This is a genomic window from Shewanella sp. BC20 (assembly GCF_003129585.1).
Classification (GTDB): Bacteria; Pseudomonadota; Gammaproteobacteria; order Enterobacterales; family Shewanellaceae; genus Shewanella; species Shewanella seohaensis.
The window spans coordinates 107746-129682 of the sequence record NZ_NHRI01000003.1 but is presented as its reverse complement, the minus strand read 5'-3'; the positions used below and the strand labels follow the sequence as shown (position 1 = coordinate 129682).

Here is a 21937-nt window from a genome sequence, read left to right as displayed (position 1 = left end):
ACGCATGGAGGATAAAATGTTTTATCTTCCATGCAGATGCCGCCAGATAAGCGAAGAATACCGAGATTGAAAAAAGCCACCTCACCCACTAATCAAACCGATCAACTCGAGCGCCGCCAATTGCATATCACGGGCATAGTGCAAGGCGTGGGCTTTCGCCCCTTTGTTTACCGCTGGGCGAGTGAGCTTAAATTAACCGGCACTGTGCTAAATAATGCCAAGGGCGTGATGATTGAGCTGCAAGGCCCCACCGCTCAGTTGGATAGCTTTGTGTGTGAGTTAACCACCAATCCGCCGCCGCTGGCGCGTATCGATCTGATGACCCAGAGTTCGTTAGCGGTAAAGCTTGAAGAGACTAGCTTCGATATTATTCAAAGTGATAGCCAAGGTGATGACCAAAGTGATGAATCTGGTGAGCATCATTTAGCCGCCCTCGTTGCCGTATCGGCCGACAAGAGTACCTGTCAGGATTGCTTAAGCGATATGCATAATCCGCAGGATCGCCACTTTGGCTATGCCTTTACCAATTGCACTAACTGCGGCCCAAGATACACCATTATCAATGCCTTACCCTACGATCGCCATCATACCGCCATGGCAGATTTCGCCATGTGCCCCGACTGCGCCAAGGCTTATCAAGATCCGCTAAATCGCAGATATCACGCCCAGCCTGTGAGTTGCCCTAAGTGTGGCCCCGAGCTCAGTTTAAAAACGCCGACTGGTGATGTCATCGCCCTTGACGCCTTGCCTCATTCGCACGGCAACAGCCTTGCAGTATTGTCGGCCGCGGCCGAAAAACTGGCCCAAGGGCAGATTCTTGCGATAAAGGGTTTAGGTGGCTTCCACTTAATGTGCGATGCAACCAACACCCTAGCCATCAATCAATTAAGGCAACGCAAGCAACGAAAAGCTAAGCCGCTAGCGGTGATGATGCCGAGCATCGAAGTGGCAAAACGCTATGTAACGGGCACACAGGCAGAGTGGCAAACCTTAAGCGCGCAGGAGCGGCCCATAGTACTGATGCAGGCGCTGGATAAACACAATCTGAGCACTGAGATTGCGCCTAATATCCCAAAACTCGGAATATTTTTGCCCTACACACCGCTGCATCATTTACTGCTCGGGCGATTTAATGGCCCACTGGTCGCGACCAGTGCGAATGTCTCTGGCGAGCCAATTATTACCGATTGTGATGAGCTTATCAGTCAACTAGGCCATGTGGTGGATGCCATAGTCGATCACAACCGCCCCATCCTCAACGGCTGTGATGACAGCGTGGTGCAACTTATCCAACCGCCAAACGGCTGTGCGCCACAGGTGCAAGTGCTGCGTTTAGCGCGGGGATATGCGCCCTTAAGCTTCCCGTTACCTAAGCCGCTGAGTCACTCCATTCTTGCCGTGGGCGCCCAACAAAAAAATGCCATTGCGTTAGGTTTTGGCTCGAATGTGTTTTTAAGCCCGCATATCGGCGATCTCTTTAGTGTCAGCGCCGAGCAGTACTTCGAGCGCACCTTGGCGACCTTTGCTCGTCTGTATCATTTCAGCCCCGAGCTGATTGTCCACGATAAGCACCCAGACTACGCACCATCGCGCTGGGCTGAGACGCAGCAACTGCACAGCCTTGATACACAAAGCCAAGACACGCACCCAATCCAAACCTTAAGTGTGCAGCATCACCATGCGCATGTGCTGAGCGTGATGGCCATCAATCAATATAAAGAGCCAGTATTAGGCTTTAGTTTCGATGGCACAGGGCTTGGGAACGATGGCAGCCTCTGGGGCGGTGAAGTCTTACTCACCACCCTTCACGGCGCCGAGCGGCTTGCCCATTTCGAGGCAATTCCCTTACTCGGTGGAGAACAGGCAATTAAGCAGCCAGTGCGATTGCTGCTGGCATTACTGTTTCAGCAGATGAGTCTCGAGGAAGTGCAAGCTCTTAAGTTGCCGATTCTGACAACCTTAAGCCCCATCACCTTAAGCAATCTGCATCGGATCTGGCAAAACGGCCATGGGATTAACAGCTCCTCGGTGGGGCGCTTGTTCGATGCCCTCGCCTGCGCCTTAGGCTTTATCGACACCACCCAATTTGAAGGCCAAGCGGGCATGTTAATTGAAGCGGCAGCAAGACGGGCCGATGCCAAACAACTGCCGACGCTGATGCTCGACTTGCCCTTGGAAATGACGGATAAGCCCAGTGACAGCCCGATGCACAAACCGTATATCTGGCGCAGTAGCCAGCTCTTTAAGCAGATAATCACGCTGATTACCGAAGCGCCGCTCACTGACGTTCGGCAAGCGCAGTTAGCCCGCGCCTTTTTGCATAGTGTGGGGGATGCCGTTTGTGGTTATGCTGCGCGCTACCCAACTCTGCCCGTAGTGCTGTGCGGCGGCGTGTTTCAAAACCAATATTTGCTCGAATATTGCCTCAGTAAACTGCACCAACAGGGTAATACAGTGCTGGCCAATAAACATATTCCCGTCAACGATGGCGGTATCGCCCTCGGGCAGCTTTGGTATGGTATCCATCAAAACGTGAGCAATAACCAGTGATGGTTTAAGACTCAAGCTGGTTCATAAAGGCTTTCATTGCGGGCGTAATGCTGTGCTTACGGGTCATAAAGACCGTTTGCCCTGAACTGACTCCGTCCAAAAGCTGATACGGGATCCCAAAGAGTTGCGCCACCGATTCGGCAATACCGCGGCTGACGATAGCACTGCCTAAACCATGCTTTACCGCGCCGATTAAGTGGAATAATGAGTCGGTTTCCAGTACCAAATTAAAATCGATCCCCGCCTGCGCCATCGCATTATCTATGTATTTTCTAAACTGCATATTTTGACTCAGCAGCACTAAGGGACGCGTACCTATGTCCGCTAAAGACAAGGATTTGCTTGCACTGCCATCAACCGAATCACAGGACAACAGCGCCATTTGATTGGCCCGCTGCGGATAAAATACGAAGCTACGCCGATTAGCCTCGGTGAGTTGTTCGTCAAACCCAAGGCCGATATCGGTTTTATGCAGACTAAGATTTTCAATCAATTGTCCATTGGTCATCACAGATAACTTGATGCTGATATTGGGATAAGCCTGATTAAACAGCTTAATCAGCGGCATGATGTCGATACTCGATTGCGGCACTATGCCAATCCGTAACGAACCCGTGAGCTGGCCACGAAACAGACTCAACTCCTGCTTCAACGCTGCCTGTTCCTGCAACATTCTCTCGGCGTATTGCAGCATGATCTGTCCCGCATCCGTGAGCGCCACAAACTGGCTCCCCCGCACCACAAGCTCTGTGCCTACGCTTTTTTCAAGGGCGCTTATCCCCGCGGAGAGTGTCGGTTGCGTCACATGGCAGGCGTTCGCCGCTTTGGCAAAATGCTGTAATTGTGCGAGTTGTTGGAAATAATGCAGGTGGCGAATATTCATAGTGTTTTCGACATAGTTAGATACAGTGCTTTAGACAAATCTGAAAAATCAAACCCTATTGGTATCCATAGTTTAATAGAAATCCTCTATCAATCCATAAAATAGTTTGATTGGCCTAGCGCGGAAACCCTCCCTAGAATGTGATCAACATCCAATTTTAGGTTGAAATGCGTGCTAACTCACCCACTCGATTCGGCGAATGATCCAAGCCTCTGCCCTAGATCTCAACACGGCCCAAACACGGCTCAACAGCCTAACACCCGTTATTCGCATCTGGTTGAAGAGATCGCTGCCGCCATCAACCTCAATGGCATCAGCTATGCGGTGATGATGATAACGCCCGATCACTTTGAGGATTTTGTGATTGGCTTCTTATTCGCCGAAGGCATTATCAGCCAAGACCAAGATGTGCATGAGATTGATATCACTCCCGTCCAAGACGGCGTAATGCTCGATGTCACTTTAGCCAATCGTTGTTTCATCGCCCTTAAACAACGCAAAAGACGGCTCGTCGGCGCAACTGGCTGTGGGATCTGCGGTGTGGAAGCCCTAGGTCATGCCCTACCAGATTTTTCGCCATTACCCGCCTGCGCGCCCTTAGTACTTGAACATGTCGACAGCCTCAAACAGCAAATACATACACATCAACTTAAGGCGCAGCGTAGCGGCGCTATCCATGCGGCTTTTGCCTTGGATGAGGCTGGTAATATCCTTGAGTGTCGTGAAGATATCGGTCGTCACAATGCGTTAGATAAGCTCATTGGCGCGCTGCGGCGGCAAAAGCGCAGCGCCAAGGCGCTGCTGATGACCAGTCGCTGCAGCAGCGAGTTGATCCAAAAGGCGGTGCGTTATGGTGCCAACCATTTGATTAGTCTCGCGTCACCGAGCCAGCTCGCGGTAAAACTGGCGCTGAAATACCAGCTTAATCTTGTCCATATTCCTAAGTTTGATCCGCCAATCCACTACTCCATATTTGATGAAAGCCTTGCATCCCAATGCAATCGCGGAGAATTTTATGCCTGTTCATATTGAAAAACCGACCAAAGCCGGCGGCTTCCCCTCACTGCAATCGACCTTAAAGCATGTGCTGCGGAGCCAAAAGACCCAGCAAAATATCAAAAATCTGCTCAGGGTAAACCAAACCGATGGCTTTGACTGCCCGGGTTGTGCCTGGGGCGATAACAAGGCTGGTGCTTTTCAGTTTTGTGAAAATGGCGCCAAAGCCGTGGCGTGGGAGTCGACGGGCAAGATTGTTGACCGCAACTTTTTCGCCGAGTATTCGGTGCGCCAGTTAGCTAAGCAGACCGACTATTGGCTCGAATATCAGGGCCGCTTGGCCGAACCTATGCGTTATAACGCCGCGACCGATCACTATGAACCCATCAGCTGGGATGATGCCTTTCAGCTGATTGCTGATACGCTCAATGGCCTTAGCGATCCCAATCAGGTGGAGTTTTACACCTCGGGCCGCGCCAGCAACGAGGCCTCCTATCTCTATCAATTGTTTGGCCGACTGTATGGCACCAATAACTTCCCGGATTGTTCGAATATGTGCCACGAGGCCAGCGGTGTTGCACTCAACCAAGCCATTGGTGTCGGCAAAGGCACAGTCGTATTAAGCGATTTCGATGCGGCCGAAGCGATTTTTGTCTTTGGGCAAAATCCCGGCACCAACCATCCACGGATGATGAATGCCCTACGTAAAGCCGCCAGACAGGGTTGTAAAATTGTCACCTTCAATAACTTAAAAGAAGTGGCGCTGGAGCGATTCGCCAGCCCACAAAGTCCAACTGAGTTATTAACTCCCGCTGCGACCACCATTAGCCATCAATACCTGACGCCGCTACTGGGCGGCGATATGGCGGCTATTCGCGGCATGGCAAAGCATATCCTTGAGTCGAACGCAAAGTGTATCGACCGTGAGTTTATCGCCACCCACACTGCGTTTTTCGCAGACTATGAGCAGAGTATCCGTCATACCGACTGGCAACAGATTGAAGCCCAATCGGGCTTATCCAAGGTCGATATTATTCAAGCCGCCACAGTCTTTAGCCAAAGCAAGACGGTGATCAGTTGCTGGGCCATGGGCATCACTCAGCATAAACATTCGGTCGATACCATCCGTGAAATCATCAACCTGCATCTGCTCTGCGGTCAAATTGGCAAAGCAGGTTCCGGGCTTTGCCCTGTGCGCGGTCACAGCAATGTGCAGGGTAACCGCACTATGGGAATTAACGAAAAACCCAAAGCCGAGTTTATTGACCGTTTAGAGCAGTATTTAGGCAGCCAATTACCCCGCGCCGCGGGTCATAACGTGGTTGAAGCCTTAAAGGCCTTAGAGTGTGAGCAAAGCAAAGTACTTATCTGCCTCGGCGGAAACCTGGCCGCAGCGGCGCCCGACAGCGCTTTTACTTATAGCGCCATGGGAAAAGCGCGCTTAAATGTGCAAATCAGCACTAAGCTCAATCGTAGTCACTTACAGGTCGGCAATGATGCGCTGATCTTACCTTGCCTTGGCCGCACCGAACTCGATAAGCAAAAACACGGCATTCAAAAAATCACCGTCGAAGATACCTTTAGCATGGTGCACGCCTCAACTGGGATGAACGATGCGGTATCGCCACTCTGCCTGTCGGAAATCGATATTGTGGCGCGCATGGCACATGCCACCTTGGCTGTGCCCCCCCCCTCAATCAATGCAACCAGTGCCAAGTCAATTGACTGGTTAGCCCTAAGGGATGATTACAGCCTGATCCGCGATTTGATTGAGCAAACCATTGCAGGTTTCGAAGACTACAATCAAAAAATTAACGTCCCTGCGGGATTCCATTTAACCAATAATGCCGCGCAGCTCGACTGGCATACCCAAAGCCACAAGGCTGAATTTAACGCCTGTGCTTTACCCGACTCCATCATTGCCGATTGTTCGAGTCAGGCCCTGACCAGTACGCTGCCAGTGTTACTACTGCAAAGTCTGCGCTCACACGATCAATACAACACCACCATCTACGGCATGGATGACAGATACCGCGGCATTAAGGGCAAGCGCAATGTGCTGTTTATGAATAGTGATGATGCCAAAGCGCAGGGGTTTAGCGACGGCCAGTTAGTCGATATCCAATCGCTCACTAACGATGGAAAATTGCGCAAAGTGTATGACTTTATGGTAATTTATTACGAGATCCCCAAGGGCAATATCGCCGCCTATTACCCAGAGACTAATCCTTTAGTCGCCATCGACAGTGTGGGCGTAGGCTCCTACACCCCGACCTCAAAATCGGTTCCCGTTATCTTAACCCCCGCGAGCAGCAACAAAATCAACATCCTTCAACGCTAAGCCACGTAAGCGCATTATCCCCACTGGCCAAAGAAATTTTCTTTGGCCTTTGTTTATCCAAATAAACCTGACGAACATCAAAGAATCCACAGCCGATTTGTATCACACTTAACATTAGCGTAATCAAATTAACCCTATTTAATAGCATCGGCATATTGTCAGGCTAATACCGCCCAAAGAGGCATTTTGCCTAGGACAAGGAGAAATATAAGATGTGTAAAGACTGCGGCTGCTCCTTACCCCGCCATTCCCATGATCACGGCCATCTGCATCACCATCAGGAATTGCACACAAATCCTCAGCTTAACGATAAAAAAACCTTGTCGGTGATCCATAAAATTCTCGATAAAAACGATGTTGAAGCCGCCCATAACCGCGCGCATTTTGAGGCGCACAATATCACCGCCTTCAATTTAATGAGTAGCCCAGGCAGTGGCAAAACCACCTTGCTCGAACACTTAAAAGAGTACACTTCCCTCAACTACGCCGTCATTGAAGGGGATTTAGAGACCTCCCGCGATGCCGACCGCTTAATCGCCAAAGGCATTCAGGCCCATCAAATTCAAACCGGCAGTGCCTGCCACCTCGATGCCTTTATGGTGCACGGCGCTTTACATCACTTGCCACTCGAAGGCTTAGATATTTGTTTTGTCGAAAACGTGGGAAACCTCGTCTGCCCCGCCAGTTACGATGTCGGCACCCATAAAAATATCGTGCTGCTTTCGGTTCCCGAAGGCGATGATAAGATTGAGAAATATCCCGTCATGTTCCGCCGCGCCGATCTGGTGCTCATCACCAAGTGTGATCTCTTGCCCTACTTCGATTTCAGTGTTGACGAGGCCAAAGCCCAACTTAAGAAGCTCAACCCCGACACACAGATTTTGGAAGTCTCAATTAAGGATGGCGATTCTATGCGAGCCGTCGTTGCATGGCTGAACAACAACCTTCACCACGCTTCGGGAGAGCCACAATAATGTGCCTGTCTATTCCCTCCCAAGTCGTGGCCGTCGATAACGAGCGTCAATCGGTCACCGTCGATACACTAGGTGTCAGGCGCGATGTGAGCTGCCATTTGATGACTGAGCCTTTAGCCATTGGCGACTATGTGCTTATCCATATTGGTTTTGTGATGAATAAAATTGATCGCAATGATGCACTGCAAAGCCTTGAATTATATAAAGAGATAGTTTTAAAACTTGAAGCTGAGACCACGCATTAAGTAATCACCGCAGTAAAAGTGATAACAAATAACAGCCAAAAACTGCGCAAGGACTGAAGATGCTTGACCTAAAACAACTTTATCAAGGCTTTCGCGACCCCGATACCATAGCCTCATTTGCGGAGGATATCGCTAAATGCGCCCGCACGCTCAAAGAGCCTATCAATATCATGGAGGTCTGTGGCGGCCATACCCACACCATCATGAAATACGGCTTGCTGGATTTATTGCCGGAAAATATTGAGTTTATCCACGGTCCCGGCTGCCCTGTGTGCGTGATGCCCAAGGAACGAATTGACCAAGCCGCAGTGCTCGCCCAGCAAGAGAATGTGATTTTAGTGACCCTAGGGGATATGATCCGCGTGCCCGGATCCCAAGGCTCGCTTGCCAGTTTCAGGGCCAAGGGCTGTGATATTCGCCCTATCTATGACCCTTTAGACACGCTCAAAATCGCCCGCGACAATCCCGATAAAACCGTGGTGTTTTTCGCCATTGGCTTTGAAACCTCGACCCCCATGACCGCCGTGCTGCTGCAACTGGCCGAGCAAGAAAAGCTGGCGAATTTGTTGTTTCATATCAACCACGTCTTAGTACCACCCGCGATAGATGCCGTGATGCACGACCCTAAAGCCAGGGTAAATGCCTTCATTGGCCCAGCCCATGTCAGTGTGATCAGTGGCGCCAAAATCTATCGCCCCGCCGTCGAGCAATACGGCACGCCTGTGGTGGTATCGGGGTTCGAACCCGTCGATGTGATGGAATCCATCCTGCGCATCGTGCGGCAAAAGGTCGCGGGAACAGCGCTATTAGATATCCAATACAGCCGAGCCGTGTCCGAGGAAGGCAATCTTGCCGCTCAGGCCAAGGTGGATCAGTTTTTCCAGACTCGGCCGCAGTTTCGTTGGCGCGGGCTTGGGCCCATTCCCAACTCGGCGCTTGAGTTAAGACCCGAATACGCCCACAGGGACGCCGAGAAGTACTTTAAGGACAGATTACCCGTCAAAGAGATTGACGATCATAAGGCTTGCCAATGCGGCGATATTCTTCGCGGGCTTGCCAAACCTAAGGACTGTAAAGTCTTTGGCCGCGGCTGCAATCCCGAAACCCCTCTCGGTAGCTGTATGGTTAGCTCCGAAGGCGCGTGTAATGCGTATTACCGCTATCAAGGCATAGATAGCAAGGAGCCACACCATGGCTGATTTCCAACCCAAAGATAAAGCGATTCAACTCAGCCACGGTGGTGGCGGCAAAGAGATGAATAAACTCATTCGTGAATTGTTTTTTGCCGAGTTCGATAACCCGATCCTGCGTAGCGAAGAAGACGCGGCCAAGCTTGAATTGCAAGGCGCGACCGCCTTTACCACAGATTCCTTTACCGTATCACCGCTGTTTTTTGCCGGCGGAGATATTGGCAAGTTGGCGATCGCCGGCACTGTGAATGATCTCGCCATGATGGGCGCCGAGCCACAGTATTTAAGTTGCAGCGTGATCATCGAAGAAGGCTTTTCGCTCAATCAGTTAACCACTATTGTGCGCAGCATGGCGAAGGAGCTGAAACAGAGCGGCGCCAGAATCGTCTGTGGCGATACTAAAGTCGTGCCTAAGGGCTGTGCCGATGGCTTGTTTATCAATACCTCAGGCGTTGGGCGCATTTTACGTCCGAATATCTCGGCGGCGAATGTCGCACCGGGGGATGCAATCATTGTCTCCCGCGATGTGGGCTGCCATGGCGCCGCGATTCTGATGGCGCGCGAAGGTCTGACCCTCGAATCAGCTTTGCAAAGCGATTGTGCCACTCTTTGGCCCGTGGTTGAGCAGCTTATTGCGGCAAATATTCCCATTCATGCGATGCGTGATGCGACCCGTGGCGGGCTCTCTGCCGTGTTAAATGAGTGGGCGGCGGCCGCCAATGTCGGGATAACCGTCAATGAAGCCAGTATTCCGGTTTGCGATGAAGTCAAAGGCTTGTGCGAACTCTATGGCTTTGAGGCCATGGATTTAGCCAATGAAGGCACCTTTATCTTGGCGGTCCCTAACGATATCGCCCTAGGCGCCTTAGAAATCATGCAGCGCTTTGGTCATTGCGAGCAGGCGGCCATCATCGGCACCGTCAGCGACGAGCTTCCAGGAAAAGTGATCTTAAGAACGCCATGGAATACCAAACGTTACTTAGACCTGCCCCAGGGTGAACTGCTGCCAAGGATTTGTTAATGCACGAATATTCCATCGTCAGCGCCTTGATTGAGCAATGCGAGCAACATGCTAAGACCAATCGAGCCAATAAAATCACCCGCGTCGATATCAAACTCGGGGTGATGAGTGGGGTCGAACCCACCTTGCTTGAGACCGCCTTTGAGACCTTTAAACTCGATGGGATCTGCCGTGATGCTGAACTGCGGATGACACTACAACCCTTAGTGATTGCCTGTTTGGATTGCCACCAAGAGTCTGAACTTGCTGAGCGCTCTATCGTTTGTCCTACTTGTCACAGCTACCATACGCGGGTATTAGATGGCGAAGATATGCTGCTGATGCAGCTCGAGATGGAGCAAGAGGACGAGCACTGAGTGGCTGTAAGCCTCTTACTTAAGCATCCGCACTTGATAAAAAATGGGCTTTAAGTATTCCGCTTAAAGCCCATTTTGTTTAGGTTCACAATATGTGCATAAACACTTACTGATAAATCGAAGCCTGCCCTTCGGGACGGGTCTTCAGCAGTCTTAAGAACCACATATACTGCTCAGGGTAAGCGAGGATCACTTGCTCAACCGCTTTATTCAGTGCCAACGCTTCATTTTCTTTACCGACCATGTCTTCGGCGGCAATGGCGGGCATAACAGTTAAATCAAACTGGCGTGAAGCTTGGTTATAGCCAATTTTTACTGGTAGCACTTGGGCATTTCCTGCCTGAGCTAAGCGGCCAACCACGGGTAATGTCGCTTTAACTGTGCCTAAAAACGGGGTAAACACGCTCTGATCTGGGCCTAAATCTTCATCGGGCAGGTAGAAAAAGCTATTGTTCTGCTTCAATTCGGCCAACAAGGCGCGTATTCCCGCCTCTCGCATATAAACATGACCACCGCAGCTGCTACGTACCCTATTATTAAACCAGTTAAATAACGCGTTTTTATGGGCCTTAGCCATAGTCACCATAGGCAAGTCGAGGTTTAACCTCAGTCCCGCATAATCGATGGGCCACACATGGGGCATGATAAATATCACAGGCTGCCCTTCCGCTTGTGCCGCTTGCACATGCTCAAAGCCCATGAGATTCACACGGCGGCGTAAATGCGCCTTTGAGCGTACCAACAGCTCACCTTGAGATAACAGCACTAAGACGAAGTTCTGCACGTTCTCATCGATTAAGGCTTCGATCTCTGCGGCAGATTTTTCAGGGAAACATGCCTTTAAGTTTGCTCTAGCAATGCCTATCGGCTTTTTCGCAATAGGCGCCACCAGTTTGGCCAAGGTTCTGGCGATAGGATCACGCAGCCACGCGGGCATGATCCCAAAAATGACTAATAGGCCGATCGCCAACCAAGTGAGCCAATATTTAGGGTGCAATAGGGCCATTTGGAAGCGACGGTCGAAATATTTTGGCTGTCTTGACAAAGAAATCACCTCAGACAGTAAAAGACTGAATTCACATAGGAAGAAAATAGGAAAGCCACTCGCGATGGAGTGGCTTTCCTATCAAACTTTAAGAAATTACTTGCCCGCGTTAGCAGCTTCTACGCGAGTTTTCAGTTTCTGGCCGGGACGGAAGGTCACGACACGGCGAGCGGAAATCGGGATATCCTCGCCTGTTTTTGGGTTCCTTCCCGGTCTTTGATTCTTATCCCTAAGGTCAAAGTTGCCAAAGCCAGATAACTTGACCTGCTCACCACTTTCAAGTGCGCCTCGAATTTCTTCAAAGAACGACTCAACCATCTCTTTGGCGACACGCTTGTTAATACCTAGTGTTTCAAAAAGATGTTCTGCCATTTCGGCTTTGGTAAGTGCCATACTTTAATCCCTCAACGATGCGTTGAACTCGGTCTTCAGGGCAGAAACAACTGAATCTACTGTCTCAGCGATCTCTTTTTCCTCAAGTGTACGAGTAGTGTCTTGTAATGTAAGTGCTATCGCCAAGCTCTTCTTGCCGGGCTCAACACCTTTACCTAAGTATACATCGAACAAGTTTATGCCAACCAACTGATTTTCGCCAACTTTTCTTATCAATTTCATTACATCGCCTGCAGATACACTTTCATCTACGACTACTGCGATGTCACGACGATTAGCCGGGAACTTAGATACAGCTTGGGCTAGCGGTAAACTGGTATGCAATAAAGCATCCAATTCCAACTCAAAAACGATGGTTTTACCATTGAGTCCAAAAGGCTTCTCCAAACTAGGATGGATAGCACCTATATGACCGATCACTCGATCATTTCTCAATATTTCAGCACATTGCCCTGGATGAAGAGCAGAATGCGTCGCTACTCTAAAGCTAAATTCTGATGCGGAAACTGTCAAGCCGATAATTGCTTCTAAATCGCCTTTAAGGTCGAAAAAATCAACAGTTTTCGATTCCATAGCCCAATGTTCGTCATTTTGGAGGCCAGTTATGACGCAACCGAGCATAGCTTGCTGTCTTACACCTGATTCTGCATTAATATCAGGAACAAAGCGAAGGCCAGTTTCAAAAAGTCTCACACGGCCCTGTTGACGACTTTGGTTGTAGCCAACCGCAGTCAATAATCCTGTGAACATCGACAAACGCATGGCCGACATTTCACTAGAAATCGGGTTCGGTAACACCATGGCTTGCTCACCTGGGTGAACCAGATTTTGCAGCTTAGGATCGACGAAACTGTAAGTCACGGCTTCTTGGAAACCACGGGCCACTAACAGCGAACGTACGCGTTTGAGGCTTAAGTCGGTTTCTTTATGGTCTGACATCCGCAGTGACGCCACAGGCGCAACGTTTGGAATGTTGTTGTAACCGTAGATACGGGCAACTTCTTCGATTAAGTCTTCTTCAATCGCCATATCGAAGCGGTAAGTGGCGGTGGTGACCTGCCAGCTACCCTCACCTGCAACGACGCCAAAACCTAAACGTTCGAGGATTTCAACTACATCGCTATCGGGAACATGGTGACCCAGAATTTTATCTAACTTGCTGCGACGCAATAAGATTTGCGTAGGCTTTGGTAAGTCAGCGTCAGATTTGGCTTCAACCACAGGACCCGCTTCACCGCCGCAAATATCCAGCACTAAGCGAGTCGCACGGTCCATAACCTTATGCTGCATCTCAGGGTCAACACCACGTTCGAAACGGTGTGATGAATCGGTATGCAGACCTAAACGGCGTGATTTACCCATAATCGCTAACGGTGCGAAGAAGGCACATTCCAGCAGAATGTCTTGCGTGGTGTCACTCACACCCGAATATTCGCCACCAAATACGCCAGCAAGCGCTAATGGGCGTGCATCGTCGGCAATCACTAAAGTGTCGCTTGGAATGGTGACTTCGCTGCCATCGAGCAGGGTGATTTTCTCTTCGCCATTACCCAAACGCACTTGGATATCGCCAGTGAGTTTGGCAAGATCGAACGCATGCATAGGTTGACCGAATTCAACTAACACGAAGTTAGTGATATCGACGATAGGATCAATAGAACGGATACCGCTGCGGCGCAGTTTTTCCTGCATCCATAATGGCGTAGCCGCTTTCACGTTCACATTCTTCACCACACGGCCTAAGTAGCGTGGACAAGCTGCGGTTTCCTTCACATTGATAGCCACTTTGGCATCAATCGTTGGCGTTACGGCTTGCCATTGTGGCTCAGTCACAGCTGCACGGTTTAACACGCCGACTTCACGGGCCAGACCCACCATGCCTAAACAGTCGGCACGGTTAGCAGTTAAATCCACTTCAATCACAGCATCATCAAGCTGGAGATACTCACGTAAATCCGTGCCTAATGGCGCATCTAATGGCAGTTCGATAATGCCATCGCTGTCGATGTCGATGCCCAGCTCGCTGTATGAACACAGCATGCCTTCTGAAGGCATACCACGCAGCTTAGCCTTTTTAATTTTAAAATCGCCTGGCAGTACAGCGCCAACCATGGCAACGGCAACGCGTAGACCTTGGCGGCAGTTTGGTGCGCCGCAAACGATATCGATAAGTTCACCACTGCCGACACTGACTTTAGTCACGCGCAGTTTGTCTGCATCTGGGTGCTGGCCACATTCGACCACTTCACCAATCACAACGCCGTTGAACTCGGCAGCCACGGCATCAACGCCATCGACTTCGAGGCCGGCCATAGTGATCTGGTGGGATAATGCTTCACGGCTAACGGCAGGATTGACCCACTCACGAAGCCAAGATTCGCTAAATTTCATGCTATACAGCTCCGTTATTTAAATTGCTTCAGGAAACGCAGGTCGTTTTCGAAAAACGCACGTAGATCGTTTACGCCGTACCGCAGCATAGTTAAACGCTCAACGCCCATACCAAAAGCAAAACCAGAGTATTTTTCTGGATCGATGCCCACGCTACGTAGCACGTTCGGGTGCACCATACCGCAACCTAACACTTCTAACCATTTGCCGTTTTTACCCATCACGTCTACTTCGGCTGAAGGTTCAGTGAATGGGAAATAAGAAGGACGGAAACGCACCTGCAAATCTTCCTCGAAGAAGTTACGCAGGAAGTCGTGTAACACGCCTTTTAATTCGGCGAAGTTAACGTTTTCATCCACCAGCAAACCTTCCACTTGGTGGAACATTGGCGTGTGAGTTTGGTCGTAGTCGTTACGATACACACGACCCGGTGAAATAATCCGCAATGGTGGCTTTTCAGTTTCCATAGTACGGATCTGCACGCCCGACGTTTGGGTACGCAGCATAAGCTTAGGATTAAAATAGAACGTATCGTGGTCGGCACGCGCTGGGTGGTGCTCAGAGATATTCAAGGCGTCGAAGTTATGGAAGTCATCTTCGATTTCTGGCCCTTGTTTTACCGTAAACCCTAATTCCCCAAAAAAGGTTTCGATACGTTCAATGGTGCGCGTCACTGGGTGTAAGCCGCCGATATCGATAGTGCGGCCAGGTAGCGTCACATCAATCTTCTCGGCGATTAACTTGGCTTCCAGTTCGGCACTTTTCAGGCCGTCGATGCGCTCAGTTAATTTCTGTTGAATGGCCTGCTTCGCATCATTGACCGCCTGACCAAAAGCGGGTTTTTCTTCAGGACTTAAGCTGCCCATCATTTTCATCATGTCGGTGATCTTACCCTTCTTACCTAGGTAATCGACACGGATATCATCCAGTGCTTTTAGATCACTGGCCTGGTCAATAATGACTAAGGCTTGTTCTACGATCTCAGTTAACTGCTGCATTTTCTCTTCCACTGCATAGTCGCGCTTGATAAACAAGTGCTATGGGCGCCAAACTTTCAGGCTATTTGGGTGCTCAGGTTATCGGGCGTTAATGCCAGACGCTTTGCTAGCTATAACGAAATAAAAGGAGAGAAATTTTACGCGAGCGAGCGGCATATTACTAGGGTTTATTCGGGGTTTTTATCATGCAAATTCATGTGTTACCCCAACAAATCCGTTGAGTTTGACGCCTTGGAAAAACATTTGCTGATTTTTACAGCAGTCGCTTCATCAAACACTAACTACTAGCGACCGATGTAACTAAACTGTAAACTTATGTTTGTACCTTGCCAAAATTGCAGCAAAACAAACAAAAATGCCGCAATTGGACAACAATAATACAAGCAACAGCTTACAAAGCAGAAAAGCATAAAGTCTATGGCAAACCGACCGATATCCATTTGGTCACAGCCCAATTTATCGAGGCGCTAATGAAAGAAGTTAAATTTCGCTGGATAGATCAATATCTTATCCACATGACCTTAAAAACCAAATTTGCAATTCTCGCCCTAGTTCCCATGATTATGATTGTGGGATTAGCGGTCTTTTTAAATACTCAGTTTAGGGACACCCTGCTCGAAAGCCATTTGAACGGCATTCAGGACTCGTCACAGAAAATCAATCAACTCGCGGCGCAGATCTATAACAAACTACCCGAGCAAGAACGCCAAAATCTACCGAATATGTTGAGCCAAGGCTCGCAGAATATACAGATTGTCACGGTTTCAGAGGCCGACAGCCGCGCGCAAACCATTGCACGCAGTGGTGGCGGTATCGATACCAGCAGTTCACCTAATAGAGCCATAAGCTCGGTGAACGAGCACAATATGTTGACCATTATTCCCGTCGATGATCGTCAGCTTAATGCGCTCTTAGCCGACGATAATATCTTGGTCTATAGCGTGATGGCGGTGCTGTTATTCGTGCTCTTCCTCTTTAGCTATTACATTTCCACCTTCGTCGGCGGCGCACTCTACACCACAGTCATGGCGCTCAAACGTGCCGCTTCTGGGGATTTGACTGGGCGATTAAACTTCTTCGAAGTGAAAGATGAGTTCAGCATTCTTGCGATCAGCATCGACACTCTCGTTGAACGTCAACATACCCTAGTGAAGCAAATCGCTGAATCCACCAGCAAAATTCGGGAAGTGGTTTCATCTTTTAGAAGCACGGCGCAGCAAGGACAAGCCCTTGCGGTCAATCAACGTCAGCATCTCGATTCCTTAGCCACAGCAATGGAAGAAATGACCGCCGCGGTTAAAGAAGTGGCGCGCAACGCCGAGCAATCCTCCGCCGAAACCCAAGAGGCGAATCAGCAGGTGAATGCAGGCTCTAAGGATATTGAAACCACAGTAAGCGCGATTGATGTACTGTCGGATGAAATTTCTGAGGCCTCGGATGCGGTGAATGTCCTCAATGAAAACGCCAGTAAGATTGATGAAGTGGTGTCGACCATTAATGCCATTTCGCAGCAGACTAACCTACTCGCCCTCAATGCCGCGATTGAAGCGGCGCGTGCAGGCGAACAGGGCCGAGGTTTTGCGGTGGTTGCCGATGAGGTAAGAACCCTTGCCGGTCGCACACAGGCGGCAACGGTTGAAATCAAATCGATGATCGAGTCATTGCAACAAGGTAGCCGCAACCTGACGCAAGTCATGTCGCGCACCGTTAGCCAAGCGAGTGAAGGTAAGCAACATGTGCTGCAAACGGGTAAAGATCTCGAGTCGATTGCCCACCACAGCAGCCGTGTGTTCGAAATGAGTGTACTGATCGCAACATCAGCCGAAGAACAATCTGCCGTGGCTAACGAAATCGCGACCAATCTGATGGAAATTCGCAATCAATCCCACGATGTCGAGCAATCGGCGAACCAATCTGTGTCGGGTTGTGATGAACTGCAAGCAACTGCGGGACAACTTGACCAACTAATGGTTGGCCTAAAAGTCTAATCGCCCCACTCAAGAAGAAGGGATAGGTGTATCCCTTCTATATTTCTTCTATATTTCTTCTGTATTTCTTTTATAACGTCCTTTCCCCTTTCTTTCCCACACTTGCGTATTTGATTTTTTAAGTTTCTCTTACAACGTCTTATTGCGCTGGATACCAAACAAATTAATGGGTTAGAGCGCCAGTCGTTTGTATCGGTAATTGGTTAGGCACTCTATTATCGCGTCCCACAAAATAACCGCATCAGATACCATATCTTATTGTTATTCATATAAATATTTACACTAGCTTTACACGATTATCGGCGAGAGCAACTTGCTGGCGCATTTAAGAATAATTATCATTCGCCAAAATTTTACAAGGAAGAATGAAATGCCTGCACAACCTGATATCCGCCTGCCGCGATTTTCCCGTAACGCCCTCACCTGCGCGATCGCCTTAACACTGAGCGCGGCCGCCACACTCGCTCAAGCACAAGATGCGCCCGAGATGGAACGCATGGTCATCACTGCCACTCAAACAAAACACTCCGAGCTCTCGGCGCCAGCATCGGTTTCGGTGATCAATCGTAGTGAGCTTGAAGCTTTAGTGATCGACGATCTCGCCAGCGCCGTTCGCTATTTACAGGGGGTGAATATCAGCGAAGGCACGCCCTATGGCCGTAACGAAATCAGCCTTCGCGGCCTAGATTCCGACTACACCTTAATCTTAATCAATGGCCGCCGAGTCAATTCCCGCGAGGCGCTCACCTCCAACTATGGCAATGACTTCGACCTATCATCTATCCCCATGTCTGCCATCGAGCGCATCGAACTTGTCCGTGGCCCCATGTCGTCCCTCTATGGCTCCGAAGCTTTGGGCGGTGTAGTCAACGTCATCCTACGTCAACCAACCGAAAGCTGGCGAACCAGTGTTGGCGTGCAATACGACACGCCAACCAGTGGTGAAGGTGGCGATAGCACTAAATACAACTTCTACAGCAGCGGTGCGCTCATTAAAGACAAACTGCTGGCGAACTTGATTGTGGATAGCAATAAACGTGATGCGTGGCGTTCTGACTTAAAACCAACCATAGATGCGCTTGAAGACAGGGATGAAATCAGCGCCTTAGCCAATCTACAATGGTTAATCGACACGCAGCAGGATCTGCAATTTGATATCAGTTACGCCAACGATGAGCGTGAATCCGATTGGAATAACTACGGCACTATCCTGACCAACAACCAGCAGGCAGAACGCATCAGTTCAGGCCTTACCCATAATGGCCGCTGGGATTGGGGCGATACGCGCCTACGCTATTATTATGAAAATGTCGAAGTGACCGATGATTCGGCGCTGATCGCACAGATCGGCCATATTACTCAATCAAACCACAATCTTGATGGGCAAACCACAGTGTTACTTGGCGAACATATGCTCACTGGCGGCGCCGAATACCGTTGGACCAAACTTGAGAACAGCCGCAATATTTTAGGCGATGGCACCCTAGACGATAGCCAAGCGGCGCTATATCTGCAGGACGAATTCAGTTTAGGGGAGCTTAGCCTCACCCTCGGCGGACGAGTCGATCACCACGATGTGTATGGCACCGAATTTAGCCCTCGTCTGTATCTGGTTTATCCGCTCAGCTCCGAATGGGTGATCAAAGGTGGTGGGGGTAAAGCCTTTAAAGCTCCGAATATGTCGCAGTCTCAAGCCGATTATATTATCCCAGCCTGTCGCGGCGCCTGCTCTGTGGCCGGTAATGGCGACTTACAACCCGAAACCTCGGTCAACTACGAGCTATCGACCCAATATCAAGCGGACGATTTTGGCGGTTCAGTCACCTATTTCCGCAATGATGTGGAAAACAAAATCATCACCGAAACCTGGGACAGAACCCCAGGCGCGGTACTCACTTATCAAAACGTTAATGAAGCTAAGATTACCGGTTGGGAATTGCAGGCATGGTACGACTTAACCGACAGCTTAAGCCTGAGTGGCAACTACAGTAAAACCGATGCCAAGGATAAGCAAAATGGCGCGCCTTTTACCCTAACACCCGAAGATAGCTACAACCTCAAACTGCAATGGCAAGCGCTGGAGGGATTATCCACCTTTATCGCCTACCACTACACGGGTGAACAATATCTGCGAACTAAGGTCAAGTCTGATGGTTATGGCTCATTAGATATCGGCGTTAATTATCAAATAAACCCAATGTTTAGGGTCAAACTAGGAGTAACTAACTTGACGGACGCCGAACGCGATCAAATTGCCACCGATTTGGATTACATTCAAAAGAGCCGCAGCGTCTATGCTGGGGTAACGGCAAGCTTTTAATCCTTAACGGCCTGCAACTGCAGGCCTTTTTCATCCGTTGTTCGGCCAGCGTGACGAATTAGATCACTAGGCGATTAAGGGATTTTCCTTAAAAATTGCAGGGCTTGGTCTAAATCTCGCGTACGCGCCATCGGCGGCAGGGAGTTTAAAAATGCCTGTCCGTAGGCGCGATTCACAATCCGATTATCACAAAGAATGAGTACGCCGCAGTCCTTTTCGTCACGGATCAAACGTCCAACCCCTTGTTTGAGCGCAATAATCGCCTGAGGTAATGACACTTGAGTAAAAGGATCGCCGCCCTGACGGCTAATATTGTCGGCGCGGGCACGGTAAAGCGGCTCATCGGGTGACACAAAGGGCAGCTTATCGATTATCACGCAGCTTAATAACTTGCCGCGCACGTCCACCCCTTCCCAAAAACTGCTCGTCCCCAGTAATACCGCATTCCCCAGTTGGCGAAACTTGGTCAGCAGACTCTGCTTGCCCGCCTGCCCTTGCACCAAGAGTGGATATTGAGTTCGTGTGCGCAATGCCATTGCGGTTTGCTCGAGCATTTTATGGCTGGTAAACAAAATAAAGGTTCGCCCCTGCGCTGCCTCAATCGCTTTCACACATACATCGACTAACTGTTTGACTGCTTGCTGCTGATTCGCCACATTGCCCAGTTGCCTAGGCACACAAAATAACGCCTGACGTGGATAATCAAAGGGACTATCCAAAATATGCGCCTTGGCCTCACTGATCCCTAACTCCTTGGCAAAATGCGCTAAGCTGCGGTTCACTTGTAAGGTTGCCGAGGTAAAAATCCAACTGGTATTGGCCACAAATAACTGCTGACATTCGCGGGCAATATTAATCGGTGAAATCCGTAGCATCACAAAACGGCTACCAAATTCAACACTATAGGCAGCCTGTGGATTGTCACATTGGAAAAACTGATTGAGCTTATGGTTAAGGTCAGCCAGTTTAACGGCAATATCATCTAATAACTCACTGCGCCCCACATGGGCGAGCAAGAGTTTTTGCAGCGCGGTTAACTCTGCGAGTAAATCCCATGATGCTAGCGCAATTGACTTATTGCCAAGCAGCATACGCCAATCCGACTCGGCAATAGAAAACAATCCATTATGCCAGTCACTCAATTTGGCTAAACAACGCTGACAAAATTGGGCAATCTGCCCCGTATCGCTGAGCTGAGTTTGATAAATCTGCAATAACTTTTGCAGGTAGTCATCAATAGTGCGACTCGAGGATTGCTGGCCAAAATAACTGACGCAGATATCCGGCAGCAAATGCGCTTCATCGAAGATCACCACATCAGGTTCGGGTAATAATTCAGCAAAGCCTGTGTCCTTTAACACACTGTCTGCAAAGAATAAGTGATGATTTACGACGATGATTTTCGCGTCCATCGCGCGGCTGCGAGCCTTACGGGTAAAACAGGCATCATAAAATTCGCAGCGCTGGCCAAGACAGGTCTCTTTGGTACTGACGACTAAGGGAAGCGCGGGAGAATGTTCAGGCACTGAGGTTAAGCCACCAATATCGCCGTCTTTACTCATGCCCGCCCATTGGTTGATTTTGAGTAAATCGTCCAATAATCGCGCCTCAATATGGCTGGCCTCCTGCATCTGCCTATCAAGCCGATACTGACACAAATAGTTATTGCGACCTTTTAATAGCGCAAGCTTGGGCGCAATCCCAAGCATAGATGTCAATGCGGGTAAATCCTTTAAAAACAATTGTTCCTGCAAGTTTTTACTGCCAGTACTGACAATCACTTGCTTGCCACTTAACATAGCGGGAATTAAATAGGCGAAGGTTTTACCGACCCCTGTACCCGCTTCGATCAGTGCATTGCCCTTACTCGCAATCGCTTCACTGATGATTTGCGCCATCTCAACCTGACTATGACGCGCACTAAACCCTTGAATATACTTAGCGAGCACGCCATCGCTGGCAAAAGCGCGCAGCACTTCATTCGTCAATCTGCTCATCGAACGAGGAGCATCAAGCGACTGCTGATTTGATTGCTGATGTTTAACTTGCCGCGGAGCTGAGCGTCGAGAGTGAGTCAATGGCGAGCGAGTTCCTATAAAAACGATTCAAAAAAGCGAGTTGTTGGTTAAGGCGTTAGCCTTCGCTAAGGAGCATAACGCTGTTGCCGCAGTGTAATTAAGCCCGCCTGATAATACCAATAGTTTTAATCTAGCGCCGAGCTTCTTGAGCTAAAACATGGAGTAGCG

The 21937-nt window shown here is 49.5% G+C and carries 16 protein-coding genes; 10 read left to right on the top strand and 6 right to left on the bottom strand.

The window, feature by feature from the left end; genetic code table 11:
- Nucleotides 1–30 precede the first annotated feature (30 nt).
- Nucleotides 31–2550 (top strand): carbamoyltransferase HypF, encoded by a 2520-nt coding sequence (gene hypF, locus CBX96_RS04805; protein ID WP_109285905.1) that lies wholly within the window; start codon nucleotides 31–33, stop codon nucleotides 2548–2550.
- 4 nt (nucleotides 2551–2554) lie between these two features.
- On the opposite strand, the gene CBX96_RS04800 is transcribed toward hypF, so the two are convergent.
- Nucleotides 2555–3433, bottom strand: a complete 879-nt coding sequence (locus tag CBX96_RS04800) for a LysR family transcriptional regulator (protein ID WP_109285904.1) — start codon at nucleotides 3431–3433, stop codon at nucleotides 2555–2557.
- Between the two features lie 171 nt (nucleotides 3434–3604).
- Between CBX96_RS04800 and fdhD the strand changes: the two genes are divergently transcribed.
- The 7 genes from fdhD to hypA all read left to right on the top strand — a co-directional run bounded on the left by fdhD (nucleotide 3605) and on the right by hypA (nucleotide 10556).
- A complete protein-coding gene (gene fdhD / locus CBX96_RS04795) occupies nucleotides 3605–4465 on the top strand; it encodes a formate dehydrogenase accessory sulfurtransferase FdhD (RefSeq protein WP_109285903.1) in 861 nt (286 codons plus the stop codon).
- Entirely contained in the window at nucleotides 4449–6770 is a 2322-nt protein-coding gene (locus tag CBX96_RS04790; RefSeq protein WP_109285902.1) for an FdhF/YdeP family oxidoreductase, read from the top strand. Before fdhD ends, CBX96_RS04790 begins: the two co-directional genes overlap by 17 nt.
- A gap of 212 nt (nucleotides 6771–6982) precedes the next feature.
- Nucleotides 6983–7744 (top strand): hydrogenase nickel incorporation protein HypB, encoded by a 762-nt coding sequence (hypB, locus tag CBX96_RS04785; RefSeq protein ID WP_109285901.1) that lies wholly within the window; start codon nucleotides 6983–6985, stop codon nucleotides 7742–7744.
- Nucleotides 7744–7989 (top strand): HypC/HybG/HupF family hydrogenase formation chaperone, encoded by a 246-nt coding sequence (locus tag CBX96_RS04780; protein ID WP_109285900.1) that lies wholly within the window; start codon nucleotides 7744–7746, stop codon nucleotides 7987–7989. Before hypB ends, CBX96_RS04780 begins: the two co-directional genes overlap by 1 nt.
- Nucleotides 7990–8048: 59 nt before the next feature.
- A complete protein-coding gene (gene hypD / locus CBX96_RS04775) occupies nucleotides 8049–9188 on the top strand; it encodes a hydrogenase formation protein HypD (RefSeq protein WP_011622585.1) in 1140 nt (379 codons plus the stop codon).
- Nucleotides 9181–10200 carry a hydrogenase expression/formation protein HypE gene (gene hypE / locus CBX96_RS04770; RefSeq protein ID WP_011626302.1) on the top strand — a complete coding sequence of 340 codons (1020 nt, stop codon included), beginning with the start codon at nucleotides 9181–9183 and terminating at the stop codon, nucleotides 10198–10200. Before hypD ends, hypE begins: the two co-directional genes overlap by 8 nt.
- Complete coding sequence (gene hypA / locus CBX96_RS04765; protein ID WP_109285899.1) at nucleotides 10200–10556, top strand: hydrogenase/urease nickel incorporation protein HypA; 357 nt, start codon at nucleotides 10200–10202, stop codon at nucleotides 10554–10556. The genes hypE and hypA overlap by 1 nt, the downstream gene beginning before the upstream one ends.
- Nucleotides 10557–10662: 106 nt before the next feature.
- Here hypA and lpxM read toward each other — a convergent pair whose 3' ends face one another.
- The 4 genes from lpxM to pheS form a co-directional block, all read right to left on the bottom strand.
- The gene (gene lpxM / locus CBX96_RS04760; protein WP_109285898.1) at nucleotides 10663–11601 is read right to left on the bottom strand and encodes a lauroyl-Kdo(2)-lipid IV(A) myristoyltransferase; all 939 of its coding nucleotides are present in this window, start codon (nucleotides 11599–11601) and stop codon (nucleotides 10663–10665) included.
- A 96-nt stretch (nucleotides 11602–11697) separates the two neighbouring features.
- The gene (gene ihfA, locus CBX96_RS04755; protein ID WP_011716870.1) at nucleotides 11698–11994 is read right to left on the bottom strand and encodes an integration host factor subunit alpha; all 297 of its coding nucleotides are present in this window, start codon (nucleotides 11992–11994) and stop codon (nucleotides 11698–11700) included.
- A 3-nt stretch (nucleotides 11995–11997) separates the two neighbouring features.
- On the bottom strand, nucleotides 11998–14385 hold the full coding sequence (gene pheT / locus CBX96_RS04750; RefSeq protein WP_109285897.1) for a phenylalanine--tRNA ligase subunit beta: 2388 nt from the start codon (nucleotides 14383–14385) through the stop codon (nucleotides 11998–12000).
- Nucleotides 14386–14399: 14 nt separating this feature from the next.
- Nucleotides 14400–15383, bottom strand: coding sequence for a phenylalanine--tRNA ligase subunit alpha (pheS, locus tag CBX96_RS04745; protein ID WP_041413005.1), 984 nt, complete (start codon nucleotides 15381–15383; stop codon nucleotides 14400–14402).
- 470 nt (nucleotides 15384–15853) lie between these two features.
- Between pheS and CBX96_RS04740 the strand changes: the two genes are divergently transcribed.
- Both CBX96_RS04740 and CBX96_RS04735 read left to right on the top strand, forming a co-directional pair.
- Complete coding sequence (locus CBX96_RS04740; RefSeq protein ID WP_109286031.1) at nucleotides 15854–17371, top strand: methyl-accepting chemotaxis protein; 1518 nt, start codon at nucleotides 15854–15856, stop codon at nucleotides 17369–17371.
- A 370-nt stretch (nucleotides 17372–17741) separates the two neighbouring features.
- Complete coding sequence (locus tag CBX96_RS04735; protein ID WP_109285896.1) at nucleotides 17742–19691, top strand: TonB-dependent receptor domain-containing protein; 1950 nt, start codon at nucleotides 17742–17744, stop codon at nucleotides 19689–19691.
- A 74-nt stretch (nucleotides 19692–19765) separates the two neighbouring features.
- Here the strand turns inward: CBX96_RS04735 and CBX96_RS04730 are convergent, their stop codons facing one another.
- A complete protein-coding gene (locus CBX96_RS04730) occupies nucleotides 19766–21688 on the bottom strand; it encodes an ATP-dependent DNA helicase (protein ID WP_181382140.1) in 1923 nt (640 codons plus the stop codon).
- Nucleotides 21689–21937: the final 249 nt, after the last annotated feature.

Excerpts from the sequence above, each read along its gene's own strand:
- CBX96_RS04735 (WP_109285896.1), top strand. The coding sequence starts at position 17,742 with ATGCCTGCACAACCTGATATCCGCCTGCCGCGATTTTCCCGTAACGCC.
- hypD (WP_011622585.1), top strand. The coding sequence starts at position 8,049 with ATGCTTGACCTAAAACAACTTTATCAAGGCTTTCGCGACCCCGATACC.
- ihfA (WP_011716870.1), bottom strand. The coding sequence starts at position 11,994 with ATGGCACTTACCAAAGCCGAAATGGCAGAACATCTTTTTGAAACACTA.
- CBX96_RS04730 (WP_181382140.1), bottom strand. The coding sequence starts at position 21,688 with ATGAGCAGATTGACGAATGAAGTGCTGCGCGCTTTTGCCAGCGATGGC.
- CBX96_RS04800 (WP_109285904.1), bottom strand. The coding sequence starts at position 3,433 with ATGAATATTCGCCACCTGCATTATTTCCAACAACTCGCACAATTACAG.
- hypF (WP_109285905.1), top strand. The coding sequence starts at position 31 with ATGCAGATGCCGCCAGATAAGCGAAGAATACCGAGATTGAAAAAAGCC.
- pheS (WP_041413005.1), bottom strand. The coding sequence starts at position 15,383 with ATGCAGCAGTTAACTGAGATCGTAGAACAAGCCTTAGTCATTATTGAC.
- pheT (WP_109285897.1), bottom strand. The coding sequence starts at position 14,385 with ATGAAATTTAGCGAATCTTGGCTTCGTGAGTGGGTCAATCCTGCCGTT.
- hypB (WP_109285901.1), top strand. The coding sequence starts at position 6,983 with ATGTGTAAAGACTGCGGCTGCTCCTTACCCCGCCATTCCCATGATCAC.
- hypE (WP_011626302.1), top strand. The coding sequence starts at position 9,181 with ATGGCTGATTTCCAACCCAAAGATAAAGCGATTCAACTCAGCCACGGT.
- CBX96_RS04740 (WP_109286031.1), top strand. The coding sequence starts at position 15,854 with ATGAAAGAAGTTAAATTTCGCTGGATAGATCAATATCTTATCCACATG.
- hypA (WP_109285899.1), top strand. The coding sequence starts at position 10,200 with ATGCACGAATATTCCATCGTCAGCGCCTTGATTGAGCAATGCGAGCAA.
- CBX96_RS04780 (WP_109285900.1), top strand. The coding sequence starts at position 7,744 with ATGTGCCTGTCTATTCCCTCCCAAGTCGTGGCCGTCGATAACGAGCGT.
- CBX96_RS04790 (WP_109285902.1), top strand. The coding sequence starts at position 4,449 with ATGCCTGTTCATATTGAAAAACCGACCAAAGCCGGCGGCTTCCCCTCA.